Source organism: Streptomyces sp. NPDC050743, assembly GCF_044456925.1.
In the GTDB taxonomy this organism is placed as follows: Bacteria; Actinomycetota; Actinomycetes; order Streptomycetales; family Streptomycetaceae; genus Streptomyces.
Genome location: NZ_JBITGJ010000005.1, coordinates 209633 through 223617 on the forward strand (window position 1 = coordinate 209633; position 13985 = coordinate 223617).

Consider the following 13985-nt stretch of genomic DNA (forward strand, 5'->3'; position numbering starts at 1 on the left):
AATGGCCGGGCACCTTCCCGGCACCCGGCCATTGAAACCCAGATCAGCCCTTCAGGGCGGCCATCCAGGCCTCGACCTCGTCGGAACGGCGCGGCAGGCCCGCCGAGAGGTTCCTGTTGCCGTCCTCGGTGACGAGGATGTCGTCCTCGATCCGGACGCCGATGCCCCGGTACTCCTCCGGCACGGTCAGGTCGTCGGCCTGGAAGTACAGCCCCGGCTCGACGGTGAGCACCATGCCCGGCTCCAGCGTGCCGTCCACGTACGTCTCGGTCCGCGCGGCGGCGCAGTCGTGGACGTCCATGCCGAGCATGTGGCCCGTGCCGTGCAGGGTCCAGCGGCGCTGCAGACCCAGCTCCAGGACGCGCTCCACCGGGCCCTCGACAAGGCCCCACTCGACGAGCTTCTCGGCGAGCACGCGCTGGGCGGCGTCGTGGAAGTCGCGGTACTTGGCGCCCGGCTTGACCGCCGCGATACCGGCCTCCTGGGCCTCGTACACCGCGTCGTAGATCTTCTTCTGGATCCCGGTGTACGTGCCGTTGATCGGCAGCGTGCGCGTGACGTCGGCGGTGTAGAGAGTGTGGGTCTCCACACCGGCGTCGAGCAGGAGCAGGTCGCCGGAGCGGACCGGGCCGTCGTTGCGGACCCAGTGCAGGGTGCAGGCGTGCGGGCCGGCCGCGCAGATGGAGCCGTAGCCGACGTCGTTGCCCTCCACGCGCGCGCGGAGGAAGAACGTGCCCTCGATGTAGCGCTCGGACGTGGCCTCGGCCTTGTCGAGGACCTTCACCACGTCCTCGAAGCCGCGGACCGTGGAGTCGACGGCCTTCTGCAGCTCGCCGATCTCGAACTCGTCCTTGACCAGCCGCGCCTCGGAGAGGAAGACCCGCAGCTCCTCGTCGCGCTCGGCGGTGACCTTGTCGGTCAGCGCGGCCTCGATGCCGGCGTCGTAGCCGCGCACCACGCGCACCGGGCCGGTGGCCTCACGCAGCTTGTCGGCCAGCTCGCGCACGTCGGCGGCCGGGATGCCGTACAGCGCCTCGGACTCGGCGAGGGAGTGGCGCCGGCCGACCCACAGCTCGCCCTGGCCGGAGAGCCAGAACTCGCCGTTCTCGCGGTCGGAGCGGGGCAGGAGGTAGATCGTCGCCTCGTGGCCGTCGGCCGTGGGCTCCAGGACCAGGACGCCGTCCTCGGTCTGGTTGCCGGTGAGGTACGCGTACTCGACGGAGGAGCGGAAGGGGTACTCGGTGTCGTTCGAGCGGGTCTTCAGGTTGCCCGCCGGGATCACCAGGCGCTCGCCCGGGAAGCGGGCGGAGAGCGATGCGCGGCGGCGCGCGGTCTCGGCGGCCTGCGGGATCGGCTGCAGGTCCCGCAGCTCCGTGTCGGCCCAGCCGGACTTCATGTTCTCGGCCAGCTCGTCGGAGACGCCCGGGTACAGGCCGTTCTTCCGCTGCTTGATGGGCTCCTCGGACTCAGCTTCCGGGGTCTCCGGGTTGAGCTCGTCGGACACGTGATCCTCCTCGGTACGGCGTGTGATCTCCCCCGGCGGCCCGTGCTGCTCGCGATCGTGTCGGAGCGGGGAGCCTCCATCATCGTACGTTCGTACCGCGGGCGGACCAGGGTCGTACGACCTGTTATGCCCGGTCATGCATGGCGATGCCCGGCCGAAGCGGGCCGTCGGCGGCGGGGCGGTGCTCAGTCGAAGCGGGCCGCCAGCAGCACCACGTCCTCCTCGCTGTCGGCCGCGTCCAGACCGTCCGGCAGGACGGTGCGCAGGACGTGGTCGGCGATGGCGCCGGGGTCGCGGCGCAGCGCGCGCGGGACGCTCGCGGCGGCGGCGTGCAGGCGGGCGAAGGCGCGGTCCGTCGGGTCGCCGGTACGGTGCAGCAGCCCGTCGGTGTACAGCAGCACCGTCTCCCCGGCCTCCGCCTGGAACTCCACGCTCGGCGCCTCCCAGTAGGCGAGCATGCCGAGCGGCGCGGAGACGGAGGTCTCGGCGAACTCGGTGCGCCGCTCGCCGATCAGCAGCGGCGGGCTGTGTCCGGCGCCGGCCAGGGTGACCTTGCGCAGGGCGGGCTCGCAGTAGGCGAACAGCGCGGTGGCCGAGCGGGCGGGTTCGGTCAGCCGCAGCAGCAGTTCCAGGTCGGACAGGACGGCGACCGGGTCCTCGCCCTCCATCACGGCGTACGCGCGCAAGCTGGCGCGCAGCCGGCCCATCGCGGCCACGGCGCTCGGCCCGGAGCCGGTGACCGAGCCGACGGACAGTCCGAGCGCGGCGTCCGGCAGCGGCAGCGCGTCGTACCAGTCGCCGCCGCCGAGCGGGCCGGTGCGGCGCCGGGCCGCGAGCTGGACGCCGGGCACGCGCGGCAGCCGGGCGGGCAGCAGTTCCTCGGCGATGGTCGCCACGCACGCGCGTGCGCGTTCCAGCTCCACCAGCCGGGCGAGGTGCTCGGTGGCGTGCCGGACGTAGAGGCCGGCGAGGTGGCGCCGGCGCTCGTCGGGTTCGGCCGGTTCGTCGTAGAGCCAGACGGCGGCGCCGAGACGGCCGGCGGACTCGGAGGCGAGGGGCAGGGCGTAGCTGGCGGCGTAGCCCAGGCGGGCGGCCACCTCGCGGTGCCGGGGGTCGAGGCCGTCCTCGGCGAGCAGGTCCGGGTGGACGATCTCGGCGGCCGTGCCGGTGTCGTACGGCAGCGCGCCGCGCGGGACGGTCTCGATGTGGCCGAGGTCGGCGCGGCCGAGGCCGAGGCCGAGGGTGGTGCGGGGGCCGAGTCCGTCGCCGGGCTCCAGGGCGACCAGGCCGCGGCGGGCGCCGACGAGGGCGGCTCCGGCGCGCAGGAATTCGTGCAGGGCCGGTTCCAGGGCGTTCGTCCGGGACAGGCACTCGGTGAGTTCGTGGAGGGTGGTGAGGTCGGAGACCCAGCCGGCCAGCCGGTCCTGGAGGAGGGCGCCGGGCGCGGGGGCGTTCGGCGCGGGGACGGGAGCGGGGTCCGGGGAGGGACCGGCGCCGGCGGCGGGGGGAGTGGGCGCGACAGTGTGTGCGGGCGTCGGAACCGCTGGATCGATTCCAGCCACTTTCGGAGGGTGCGGGGCGTTCATGGCGTCCGGCTTTCAGGCCGGTGCGTAGTGCTGAAAAGCATCGCAAACCCCCATGGCATTCTGCGCCGCTAGCAGTGTCTCCACATGTACACGCACTCGTGAGGGGATGTCCAGTATTGTCCTGCTGGGATTCCTGGTGTCCATGAGCCGGACGAGGTTTCCCTCGAACCCCTTGCCTTACTGCCAAGTTGGCTGAAAACTGCACCAGGTATCGGTCCATTGCGGTCGACTGGCCTTGCTCCACGGAGCGTCACAGCGGTCGTGATGGGTACGTACTCGGTGAAGGCCAGGGGTGGTTGGGGGCCACCCGGAACCTGGCGACGGACCCGGGCGTCATAGCCACCGACGGCCGAGCCCCATCCTCCCTGGCGGAGGCGGAGAGAAACACGCGCGACGGCAAAACGCCATACTTCGCCACCCCCGCGCCGCAGCCGTGCTTGTGGAAGACGCACTATGGACGCGGACGCGACCCTTGCTCGACCCCTTGGGGATCCCCCTGCCGTGTGCAGGGGTGTGATGCGCCAACAGGTACGCACAGTGAAGTGATCGACACATGGTGTGATGTGGACCACGGTGTTGCCAGCGGTGCAACGGAAAGGAACGAGCGCTCATGCGCGAGATCCTCGGAAGGCGACGCAGGCTCCTGTCCAGGCGGAACGACGGGATGCCCGGGCGGAACGACGAAAGGCCTGAGCTGATCGGTGCGGCCCTGACCTTCGCGACCGAATGGCAGTGGCCGGTACTCCCGGGCGTGGCCCCGGACCCGCGCGGGCGGGCCCGCTGCGCGTGCCCCGACCCGGAGTGCACGGTGCCCGGTGCGCACCCCTTCGATCCCGGCCTGCTCGCCGCCACGACCGACGCCCGTATGGTGCGCTGGTGGTGGACCAACCGGCCGAGCGCGCCGGTCGTCCTGGCCACCGGGGGCAAGGCGCCCTGCGCGGTCAGCCTGCCGGCGCTCGCCGCCTCCCGCGCCCTCGCCCTGCTCGACCGGCGGGGCATGCGCCTCGGCCCGGTGATCGCCTCCCCGACCCGCTGGGCGCTGCTGGTGAAGCCGTACTCCCTGGAGCAGTTGGGCGAACTGCTCTACGCCAAGGACTTCGTCCCGGGTTCGCTGCGCTTCCACGGCGAGGGCGGCTACCTCGCCCTGCCCCCGTCCGAGACCGGCCAAGGCGCGGTCCGCTGGGAGCGCGCGCCGCTGCCGGGGTCGGCCGCGCCCTGGGTGCCGGATGTGGAGGCCGTGGTGGACGCCGTGGTCGACGCCCTCACTCGTACGGGTGTGAGCGCGCCCGAGTTGTAGGGGTGTCCGGCGCGGGCGGGGCCGTGCGTCCCGCCCGCTCGTTATCTTCCGCACATGCTGCGAGATTCTCGGGGACAAGGCACTCGGTTCTCCGGGAGGCCTTCGGGGCGGCACGGCCGCCGATCGGTACGGGGAGCGGCGCGGTCGCCACGCGTGCGGCCGACGGGGGTGACCTCGACGGGTGCGCAGCCGACGGCGGTGCCGCCGGGGCGTGTGCGCCGGGCCGACTCCCGGACGCTGCGGCTGCTCGGGCTCGCCGCCGTCGTGACGGCCGCGGTCGTGCTGCCGCTGGCCGTGGCGTCCGCGCGACAGGTGGGCAAGGCGGCCCGGCACGAGGTGGCCGGGAAGGCGCGGGACGCCGTACGGGCCCCCGGGGCGCAGGACGCCACCGGGAGCGTCGGGGACCTGGAGCGGCGTGACGGGGGCCTCGGGCGCGAGGATGCCAAGCAGCCCGCGCCCGACCGGACGCCTCGGGTGCTCGGGCTGGGCCTGGCCACCGCCACACGGTGCGGCCCCCAGCTCACCTCCCCCGACGGCATCGAGGCCCAGACCTGTGTGCTGGCCGAGGGCACCGACACCTGGGCCCGCACCTACTACCGCAACTCCACTGGCAAGTCGCTGGACTCCGTGCTCAGCCTGATGGGCCCGGGCGGCCACAGCCTGCAGACGCGGTGCGTCACGGGCACCGACGACGAGCCCGCCACCTGCGAGACACCCCGCGAGCACAGCCGGGGCGGCATGGACGCCTACACGGCCGTCACCGAGTTCGCCGCGCACGGGACCGACGGCCCGCTGCTGCTGCGCTCGGGCAGCGACTCGGTGGTCGCCGACAACAACTCCGGCTTGGCCAACGGGAGTTGACGCTCCGCGACGCGCCGTACACCGTTACGCGGACATGGAAAGACCCGGTTGCTGGCGACGGGGGATGCACCAGCAACCGGGCTACTGGAACGGTAACAAGAGATCGGCGGTTCGCAAATTCCGTCCGGGGCATTCGGCCACCGATTTCCCTGTCGTCAGGGGGAGTTGTGACAGGAGTCACCTGTTTCACGGCCTGCGCGCGCCTTACCGACCGTTCAGTCCCAAGACGCGCGCGGCGCCGCGTCAGCTGAGCGTGACCTGCCGGTTGGTCAGTCCGCCACGCGCCCGGCGCTCTTCCGGCGTGAGCGGCTCGGTGGCGGCCAGGGCGGCGGCGAGCCGCTCGGCGAACTCGGCGGCCGGCTTCTCCACGTCGTCCGCCGTGACCCCGCTCGGCAGGTCCCAGACCGGCACGGTGAGGCCGTGAGCACGGAAGGAACCCACGAGCCGGGTGCCCTCGCCCAGATGGGAACGGCCCGCCGCGTGCAGCCGCGCGAGAGCGTCCAGAAGCTGCTCCTCCGGATGCGGCATGACCCAGCGCAGGTGGTTCTTCTCCGGGGTCTCGCACCAGTACGCGGCGTCCACGCCGGTCAGCCTCGCCGTCGGGATGGCGGCGGCATTGGCCCGCTCCAGGGAGGCGGTCACCTCGGGCGTGGCGTTCTCCGCGTCCGGCACCCAGAACTCGAAGCCGCTCTGCACGACCGGTTCGAACGGCGCCTGGAGGTCGAGCAGGTCCTGCAGCCGCGGACCGCCGACCGGGGCGCGACGGCCCTGCACCGGGGTGCCGGGCTGGGCCTGGAGGGCGCGCTGGAGGGTGTCGGCGAGGTCGCGGCTGAGGTCACCGGACGCCGTGTCGTTCTGCAGGCCGAGCAGGATCGACCCGTCGTCGCGGCGCAGCGCGGGCCAGGCCATCGGCAGCACCGTGGCCAGCGTGACCGACGGGACGTCCTCGGGCAGGCCGTCCTTGAGGGTCAGCTCGGCCGTCGCGGCCGGCACCAGCTCACGCAGCGCCACCCAGTCGCACTCGCCGGGCAGCCCCTCGAACGGGCGCTGCACCAGCTCGGTCACCGCGTGCGCCGCGGCCCGGCCGTGGCATGCCTTGTAGCGCCGGCCGCTGCCGCAGGGGCAGGGCTCGCGGGCGCCGACAACCGGGACCTCCGCATCGCTGAGCTGCGGCCGATCGGCCTTCGTCTGGGGTCGCTTCTTGGCCATCGTGCGTGTCTCCCGGTTACGGCTCTTCTCGTACGGGCGGGAGCCTAGCCGTTCAGGCCATGACCGGCGGGAACCTGTGGACAACGCACGTCCGCTCGACTCCAACGGTGTGAATCCGCGGACAATTCAGGGGCGTCCCGCGGCCGGCTCCCGGTCCTGCGGGCGGGGGTCGCCGGCGTCGGGTCGGCTCACGGCCGCGGGTCCGGTCTGCGACCCTCGCCCATCGGACCGGGGCTCGCGTCGCCGGGCCGGTGTCCTTCGCCGCGTGGCTCAGGCCCTCGATGACGCCCCTCGGCCCAACTCCTCGACCGTGTCGTTCAGTCCATGTCCTCGAACGCGTCCGCGAAGTCCAGCCCGGGCAGGTCCGGCACGCGGGACGTGACGCGCGTAGCGAAACCGTCCCGGCGGCCCCCCGCATCGGGATCGTGGACGTCTTCGTGGACCACCACCCAGACCGTCACCTCGCCGTGCACGTCGTCCCGGACGCCCCAGTCGTCGGCGAGTGCCGTGATGATGTTCAGCCCGCGGCCGCCGTGCGCCGTCACCGACGGGGTGGCCGGCGCCGGGCGCGTCGGGCCGCCGCCGTCCGTCACCTCGACGATGAGCCGGCCCCCCGCGTCGACCCGCCACGCGGCGAGCACATCGCCGTCGCCGGCCAGCGCGTCACCCAGGGGCCGCCCGTGTTTGCAGGCATTGCTCAGCAGTTCGGAAAGGATCAGTACGGCATCGTCGATGACCGATTCGGACACGCCACCGCTGCGCAGCTGCGAACGCATCCGGTGTCTCGCCTTCCCCACGCCCGCAGGGCCATGGGGAACGGCCATGCTCGACGACGTGGGCACCTCCTGTGCCACCACCAACGCCACCCCCGAGACCTCCTTTGCCCCACGCCACGGTGTGGATGCCCCAACGGCCTGTACCGGAAACCGGCCAATCCTCTTCCGGTGACGCATTCGCAACGGCCCTGCACGGAGCGAACCCGCCGGAGCACTCCCTGTGACGAAGGCCCTACCGTGGGTCGTCGTATGGCTGGATTTCAATGGTGTGGCCGAGAGTGGAGGATTCAGCAGCCGCACGGCGGGGGTCAAGGGACGGGCACGGCTCTTTACCGCCCTCTTGAGGTCACACCCGCCCCAGCTGACGCAGGACCGCGCGCGGGCGGTTGGTGATGATGGCGTCGATGCCCAGCTCCACGCAGAGATCGACGTCCTCGGGCTCGTTCACGGTCCACACGTGCACCCGGTGACCGGCGCGCTGCAGCCGCTCCACATAGGCGGGGTTGTTGCGCAGGATGCGGATCGAGGGGCCGGCGATCCGCACGCCCGCCGGCAGCCGTCCGTCGCGCAGCCGCGGTGTGAGGAACTGCACCAGGTAGACCGTCGGCAGCGTCGGCGCGGCGGTACGCACGCGGTGCAGCGAGCGCGCCGAGAAGCTCATGACCCGGACCTGGGACTCGGCGGCGGAGGCCGGCGCGTCCAGGGCGAACCGCTTCAGCAGCGTCAGCAGCCGCTCCTCGACCTGGCCGGCCCAGCGCGTGGGGTGCTTTGTCTCGATGGCCAGCTCCACCCGCCGCCCGGCGTCCGAGACCAGCTCCAGCAGCCGCTCCAGGGTGAGCACGGAGGTCTCCTCGCGGTCCTCCGGCCGGTGCTCCCAGTCGGGCTCCTCGTCCCGTCCGCGCCAGGAGTCGCGCGGCTTCCAGGAGCCGAAGTCGAGGGCGGCGAGATCGGCCAGCTCCAGCGCGGAGACGGCGCCCCGACCGTTGGAGGTACGGTTCACCCGCCGGTCGTGGACACAGACCAGGTGGCCGTCGGCGGTCAGCCGTACGTCGCACTCGAGGGCGTCGGCACCGTCCTCGATGGCCTTCTTGTAGGCGGCCAGGGTGTGCTCGGGAGCGTCTTCGGAGGCGCCTCGGTGGGCGACGACCTGGACGGAGCGCTGTAGTGCGTGGGTCACCGCGTCATGGTGCCACCGTCCAGGGGTGCGCGGGGCGGCTCGGGCGCACTTGGTGCCCGTTTGTGTAACTTTTGCCAGGAATTCCCTATATAAAGACTGGTCACGGACCCACAGCCACCGCTTATGGTGCTCTGACGGCCCGTGGGAAAAGCTGACTGCATACAAACGGCACAGTGGAAACTGAACCCAGCACCATGCACAGCTGCCGAGCGTGACCGAGAACAACAGCCGTGGACCGAGGAGAAGAGCTGTGAGCACCGAGAACGAGGGCAACGAGGTACCCCAGGCCCCGTCCGCACCTCCCGTGCCGGTGGCCTCTCCCGCCACTTCCCCGCAGGGCTCCGCCCCCGGGGGGAACGAGCCGACGGCTCCCCTGCCGCCGGTGCCCCAGGACGCGCCGGCCACGGCCGGATCCCAGCCGGGCCAGGCCACCACCCCGCACGCCTCCACCCCGCACGCATCCGGCCCCGCCGCCTCGGGTCCGGCCCCCGACGGCTCCTGGCCGCCTCCGCCGCCGGCCAACCCGCCGTACGGCGGGGGCGCGTCCTACGGCGACGGCGGTGCCGCCGGTATGGGCGGTGCGGGCGGCGCCGGCGGCTGGGGAGCGTCGTACCAGCAGCCCGCTCCCAAGCCGCGCAGCGGGCGCGGCGGTCTCGTCGCCGCGGTCCTGGTGGCCGCGCTGGTCGCGGGCGGTCTGGGCGGCGGCCTCGGCTACACCCTGGCCAAGGACAACGACAGCGGCTCCACCACCGTCTCCGCCTCCGACGGCAGCGCCGCGCAGGTCAAGCGCGCGCCCGGCACGATCGCCAACGTGGCCGCCAGGGCGCTGCCCAGCACGGTCACCATCGAGGCCGAGAGCACCAACGGCGAGGGCGGCACGGGCACCGGGTTCGTCTTCGACACCCAGGGCCACATCGTCACCAACAACCACGTGGTGGCGGACGCGCTCGACGGCGGCAAGCTGACCGCCACGTTCCCGAACGGCAGGAAGTACGACGCGGAGGTCGTCGGCCACGCCCAGGGCTACGACGTGGCCGTCATCAAGCTCAAGAACCCCCCGACCGACCTCAAGCCCCTCGCCCTCGGCGACTCCGACAAGGTGGCCGTCGGTGACGAGACGATCGCCATCGGCGCCCCCTTCGGCCTGTCCAACACGGTGACGACCGGCATCATCAGCGCCAAGAACCGCCCCGTGGCCTCCAGCGACGGCAGCTCCTCCAGCAAGGCGTCGTACATGAGCGCCCTGCAGACCGACGCGTCGATCAACCCGGGCAACTCCGGCGGCCCGCTGCTGAACGCCTCCGGCGCGGTCATCGGCATCAACTCGGCGATCCAGTCGACCAACAGCGGCGGCTTCGGCTCGGGGCAGTCCGGCTCGATCGGCCTGGGCTTCGCCATCCCGATCAACCAGGCCAAGTACGTCGCCCAGCAGCTGATCAAGACGGGCAAGCCGGTGTACGCCAAGATCGGCGCCTCCGTCTCGCTGGAGGACTCCACCGGTGGCGCGAAGATCACCGACCAGGGCGCGGCCGGCTCCGCCGCGGTCGAGTCGGGCGGCCCCGCCGACAAGGCGGGCCTCAAGCCGGGTGACGTGATCACCAAGCTGGACGACATGGTGATCGACAGCGGCCCGACCCTGATCGGCGAGATCTGGACCCACAAGCCCGGCGACAAGGTCACGATCACCTACAAGCGCGGCGGCCAGGAACACACGACCGAGCTGACCCTGGGCTCCCGGATCGGCGACAACTGACCAGACCGACCGACACGCACACGTGGGGGCGCTTCTCGGCAGAGGGGCGCCCCTCGCCGCGCCGGGGGCGCCTACGCCGGCCCGGGCGGTGGTTGCCTGTCACCACGCGGCCACCCTGGGTTCCGTACCGGCTCCCAGGGCCCCCGCTACCGACCACACCACCCGCCGGACGTTCGATCCCGGTACGCTGTACCCGCTCCGCCCCAGGTGGGCGGGAGCGAGGTGGGTTGCCCGAGCGGCCTAAGGGAACGGTCTTGAAAACCGTCGTGGCGCGAGTCACCGTGGGTTCAAATCCCACACCCACCGCGCAGGTTGACGGCCCCTGACCAGGCAGATCGGTCAGGGGCCGTCGTGCTGTGCGCACTCCGTGAGTGCCCGTCGTTCTCCGGTGTTCCCCGCTCGACAACGGAGGGGCACGGCACCTTCTGATCCATGGCTCTGTAGAGATCGATCAACGGGGGTCATACAGGCCGCTGCTCGGTCTCTCGGGGTGGCTGTCGGGCGTGGTCGGTTGGCCGGGATCGCGTACCTTGCCGCTGTACCGCCACCAGCTTCGCTGAGCCGCACCCCTATCAGGGCGATCACGTCTGCCCTGGAAGTCCCAGCTGGAAGGCGGTCTCGGCGGTTCGCGTCTGCACCGGCCTTCTCGTCCATGAGCACGGCCCAGCCGGAGAACGCATCGCCTAGCTCGGCCGGAATGCCCCGGATTTCCCAGGCGTCGGTACGGTCGTTGCTAGTTCTTCGGTGGTTGGGTGACGACGATCCGCCAGATCACCGAATTAGCCGCCGAGAATTTCCACGCCAGTTCGTGCATATGGGCGTGCGGGATCTTGGCGGTGAACACGCCGCTCCCATCACCGCACTGAGAGCCGGCCAGGAGATTTCTGGCGGCGACAATGTTGAATTTGGAAGGTCCGGCGCATGTCCACCTCACTGTGATGGATGAGGCTTTCCCCGCTGAAGCGGGAAGCGTGACACTGCCCGCACCGTGACCCGAGCCCGTGTACAGCGTCTTCGACCCCACAGGGATCGGAGACTGGACCGGATTGGGAAGGCGGTCCGGGCTCGTCGGGGTCTGGAGCGGGGAGACGGTCGCGCCGGTCCCCGTCGTCGCTTTCGACGGAGGCGGCGTCGCCCCGTGGGTGGCGGTCGCCCGGGAGTGAGCGCCGCCGGAACAGGCCGACACAAGCACCAGGGCCGACAGGCCGGCGGCCCGCAGGGAAAGCTTCATGAGATCGTCCTCAACTCACGAGTGGGCGATGTAGGGCGAGAGCGCCGGGAGCTTGGCGGTCCCCTGGTTAGAGACGATCCACTTGCAGCCACCGTTCGTGGAGCCGCGTTCCCAGTTGAAGGAATATCCCTTGGAACCCAGGGCGAGCCAGAGCAAGGCGGTCAGCGCGGCGGCCGAGCATGCTCAATCAGAGAAAGCCAAGGCTTGACTCTTGCCTGGTCGAGATTGCTGGAAAGCGGTGTCACCTGCCGCAACGTGAGGTTCGAGGTTCGTGGAACCGGCCGCCCCGGCCACGACGGTGTTTTGAGCTCGGCTGGGCCGTCCCGGCTCCGCCGGGAACTCGCTGATCACCTCCGCGTCTCCTACGGCAGGTCGCCGAGTTCCAGAAGCGCGGTGCCCTGCACTTCCACGCCGTGATCCGGCTCGACGGACCGGAGGGTCCCGAGACGCAGCCGCCTGCCTGGGCCGCAGTCGACGTCCTTGCCGACGCGATCCGTGCAGCTGCTGGGCACTCGTACACGCCCGACTCGGTCTCGGCTGGCGGAGACCAACCGGCCCGGACGTTCCGCTGGGGCCGACAGCTCGACGTCCGGCCGGTCAAGGCCTTCAGGGACGGTTCGGACATCACCGAACAGGCCGTCGCCTTCCTACGTGGCGAAGCAGCCACCGAGGCCACCGAGAACACCGGCACCCTCGGTCGCCGCATCGGCGAACTCACCGAGTTCGACCGCCACCAGGTCCCGGAGCACGCCCGCCGACTCATCAAGGCCTGCAAGGAACTCGACCCGCTCTATCCCGACCGGCGCCAAGGGTCTCAGCGCCTCGCGGATCAGGCAGGCGTACCGGGTCCTGTCGCAGATCATGCGGGCGCCCCTTTCACGTGCCCGTCGGCTTCCCCGCCGTCACGGCTGGTGCCCCGTCATCCGTGCCGCCGAGGCGATCGTCGCGCGGGCCTCGTGTTCGGACAGGCCGGTGCCCAGGGCGGCCTCGGTCAGGGGGTCGGCCAGGGCGGCGCCGATGCCGTTCTCGTAGGCGCGGCAGGCCGCCCAGAAGAGGCGGGTGTTGCGCTGGCCCTCGTGCGCGGAGAGGACGAACTGGACCAGGCCGCGGCCGTGGTCGCCGGGGACCGGAGGGTTCGGGTGCGCATGCGGGGGCCGGGGCGGCGGCACCAGCAGGCGCAGCAGGGACGGCGGACAGGGGGCGGGGGCCAGGTGCGTGGTGCCGGGGGCGGTCGTGTACACGCCGTGGTCGGTACGGGAGCCCGGGCCCACGAGGTAGCCGCCGGCGCCTCGGATGTCGATACCGGGGGCGAGGCGCCCGGCGGAGTTCGGTACGACGACGTCCGGCGGGCCGGTGAGCCAGAGGTGACGCCCGCCGCTCGGGGTGCGGACGACGACCGTCTCCGGAATGGTGAACAGATGGCGTAGCGCCAGTTCGCGCAGCGCGGTCGAGGAGTTCGTGCCGGACTTGGTGTCCAGGTCGACGCCGATCAGGTGGTACGGCGGCAGCCCGCATGCGATGCCGTAGCCGGTGGCCCAGGGCGCGGCGGCGAACAGCTCGCGGATGCGGATGGGGTCGGCCGAGGCGTCGTACACGCCGTGGCCGAAGCGGCCGCACTCGCCGTGGCAGCGGGGTCCGGCCGGGTCGGGGTCGTCGCGGTGGGGGGAGCGCAGGGCCGGGAGCTTGGTCCGGGACAGGGGGATGACGGCCAGCCCGCGTTCGGCGGCCGACAGTGCGTGTGCGAGGGCCAGCGTCGTGGCCTGCCGGTCGGTGTAGGCCATGGCTCTATGTTCGTACGTACGTTCGAAAAAGGGAAGGGGGGTCGGCGGCGACGCGCCGGTGGCCGGGAAATTGGCCGGATATGTGACGGAACGATTCCCTCCTTGTGTCGCTTGGTGAGTGAAAGTGCCATCTAGTTCCTCTCCGGGAGTGAAGTGACGAAAGGTGGCGATAAGGGTTTATCGACTTGTCATCACGCTTGCGTGCGAATCGGATCTTCCGGGGTGGTTCGCCGGGGATTCGGTGGGCAACTCTGATCTCGCGACGTCGTCCATGACAGTCAGAGCGGTCGGCCAACTGCCCTGACATCAGCTGTACTTCACGCACTTCCGGCCCTAGGGCCGCAGAGTTCTCGGTTCTGGAGGAACAACATGGCAAGCATCCGTACCGCCCGCGTTCTCGCCGCCGTCGCCGCGCTCCCGCTCGCAGCCGCCCTCTTCAGTGGCGTCGCGGCCGCCGACAACGGCTCCTTCGCGGACAACGGATCGAGCGCCAACACCGGTGTGGCGGGCGTCATCGGCAGCGGAGTCGGCCACAACAACAACGGCAACTCGTCCACCACGCAGCAGAACGCGGTCGGCAACGGTGCCTCGAACCAGAGCAACACCGCCCAGGTCAACGGCTCTGCCTGGACGGCCATCCAGCAGGGCAACGAGAACGTGGCCATCCACTTCACGCGTCTGTGGTGACCCTCGGGCGAGGTCTCTCCCGGTGAGGGGTCTCGTGGGGTGTGCTTCGGGGTCGTAACACGTCTGCGCGGCGGTGCTTCGGTGCCGCCGCGCAGGCGTTTTCCCGCGCCCGGCGCCGCGCCT

11 protein-coding genes, 1 tRNA gene and 1 pseudogene are annotated in these 13985 nt (G+C 71.5%); 6 read left to right on the plus strand and 7 right to left on the minus strand.

Annotated features, from left to right (window positions below; all coding sequences use genetic code 11):
• Positions 1-43 precede the first annotated feature (43 nt).
• Both ACIBJF_RS08415 and ACIBJF_RS08420 read right to left on the minus strand, forming a co-directional pair.
• Positions 44-1504: an aminopeptidase P family protein gene (locus ACIBJF_RS08415; protein ID WP_399172928.1), complete on the minus strand. Its 1461-nt coding sequence runs from the start codon at positions 1502-1504 to the stop codon at positions 44-46.
• Between the two features lie 185 nt (positions 1505-1689).
• Entirely contained in the window at positions 1690-3090 is a 1401-nt protein-coding gene (locus ACIBJF_RS08420; RefSeq protein ID WP_399172929.1) for a PP2C family protein-serine/threonine phosphatase, read from the minus strand.
• A gap of 610 nt (positions 3091-3700) precedes the next feature.
• Between ACIBJF_RS08420 and ACIBJF_RS08425 the strand changes: the two genes are divergently transcribed.
• Positions 3701-4387, plus strand: coding sequence for a bifunctional DNA primase/polymerase (locus tag ACIBJF_RS08425; protein WP_356300982.1), 687 nt, complete (start codon positions 3701-3703; stop codon positions 4385-4387).
• Positions 4388-4624: 237 nt separating this feature from the next.
• Positions 4625-5248, plus strand: a complete 624-nt coding sequence (locus ACIBJF_RS08430; RefSeq protein WP_399173034.1) for a hypothetical protein — start codon at positions 4625-4627, stop codon at positions 5246-5248.
• Positions 5249-5491: 243 nt separating this feature from the next.
• Here the strand turns inward: ACIBJF_RS08430 and ACIBJF_RS08435 are convergent, their stop codons facing one another.
• From ACIBJF_RS08435 to ACIBJF_RS08445, 3 genes are all read right to left on the minus strand, one after another.
• The gene (locus ACIBJF_RS08435) at positions 5492-6457 is read right to left on the minus strand and encodes a DUF5926 family protein (RefSeq protein ID WP_399172930.1); all 966 of its coding nucleotides are present in this window, start codon (positions 6455-6457) and stop codon (positions 5492-5494) included.
• A 317-nt stretch (positions 6458-6774) separates the two neighbouring features.
• A complete protein-coding gene (locus ACIBJF_RS08440) occupies positions 6775-7410 on the minus strand; it encodes an ATP-binding protein (protein WP_399172931.1) in 636 nt (211 codons plus the stop codon).
• A 169-nt stretch (positions 7411-7579) separates the two neighbouring features.
• Entirely contained in the window at positions 7580-8410 is an 831-nt protein-coding gene (locus tag ACIBJF_RS08445) for a glycerophosphodiester phosphodiesterase (protein WP_399172932.1), read from the minus strand.
• A 250-nt stretch (positions 8411-8660) separates the two neighbouring features.
• Between ACIBJF_RS08445 and ACIBJF_RS08450 the strand changes: the two genes are divergently transcribed.
• Together ACIBJF_RS08450 and ACIBJF_RS08455 are read left to right on the plus strand one after the other, a co-directional pair.
• On the plus strand, positions 8661-10163 hold the full coding sequence (locus ACIBJF_RS08450) for a trypsin-like peptidase domain-containing protein (protein ID WP_399172933.1): 1503 nt from the start codon (positions 8661-8663) through the stop codon (positions 10161-10163).
• A 221-nt stretch (positions 10164-10384) separates the two neighbouring features.
• Positions 10385-10469: transfer RNA gene (locus ACIBJF_RS08455), tRNA-Ser, on the plus strand.
• A gap of 427 nt (positions 10470-10896) precedes the next feature.
• Here ACIBJF_RS08455 and ACIBJF_RS08460 read toward each other — a convergent pair.
• Positions 10897-11394 carry a hypothetical protein gene (locus ACIBJF_RS08460; RefSeq protein ID WP_399172934.1) on the minus strand — a complete coding sequence of 166 codons (498 nt, stop codon included), beginning with the start codon at positions 11392-11394 and terminating at the stop codon, positions 10897-10899.
• 330 nt (positions 11395-11724) lie between these two features.
• Here ACIBJF_RS08460 and ACIBJF_RS08465 point away from each other — a divergent pair.
• A pseudogene (locus ACIBJF_RS08465) lies at positions 11725-12200 on the plus strand (replication initiator); the annotation flags it as partial.
• Between the two features lie 96 nt (positions 12201-12296).
• Here ACIBJF_RS08465 and ACIBJF_RS08470 read toward each other — a convergent pair.
• The gene (locus tag ACIBJF_RS08470) at positions 12297-13175 is read right to left on the minus strand and encodes a bifunctional DNA primase/polymerase (protein WP_399172935.1); all 879 of its coding nucleotides are present in this window, start codon (positions 13173-13175) and stop codon (positions 12297-12299) included.
• A 369-nt stretch (positions 13176-13544) separates the two neighbouring features.
• Here ACIBJF_RS08470 and ACIBJF_RS08475 point away from each other — a divergent pair, with 369 nt between their 5' ends.
• Positions 13545-13862 (plus strand): hypothetical protein, encoded by a 318-nt coding sequence (locus tag ACIBJF_RS08475; RefSeq protein WP_399172937.1) that lies wholly within the window; start codon positions 13545-13547, stop codon positions 13860-13862.
• The last annotated feature ends 123 nt before the right edge of the window (positions 13863-13985 follow it).

Coding starts and splice junctions, on each gene's coding strand:
- ACIBJF_RS08420 (WP_399172929.1), bottom strand. CDS start 3,090: ATGAACGCCCCGCACCCTCCGAAAGTGGCTGGAATCGATCCAGCGGTT.
- ACIBJF_RS08425 (WP_356300982.1), top strand. CDS start 3,701: ATGCGCGAGATCCTCGGAAGGCGACGCAGGCTCCTGTCCAGGCGGAAC.
- ACIBJF_RS08435 (WP_399172930.1), bottom strand. CDS start 6,457: ATGGCCAAGAAGCGACCCCAGACGAAGGCCGATCGGCCGCAGCTCAGC.
- ACIBJF_RS08440 (WP_399172931.1), bottom strand. CDS start 7,410: ATGCGTCACCGGAAGAGGATTGGCCGGTTTCCGGTACAGGCCGTTGGG.
- ACIBJF_RS08460 (WP_399172934.1), bottom strand. CDS start 11,394: ATGAAGCTTTCCCTGCGGGCCGCCGGCCTGTCGGCCCTGGTGCTTGTG.
- ACIBJF_RS08470 (WP_399172935.1), bottom strand. CDS start 13,175: ATGGCCTACACCGACCGGCAGGCCACGACGCTGGCCCTCGCACACGCA.
- ACIBJF_RS08475 (WP_399172937.1), top strand. CDS start 13,545: ATGGCAAGCATCCGTACCGCCCGCGTTCTCGCCGCCGTCGCCGCGCTC.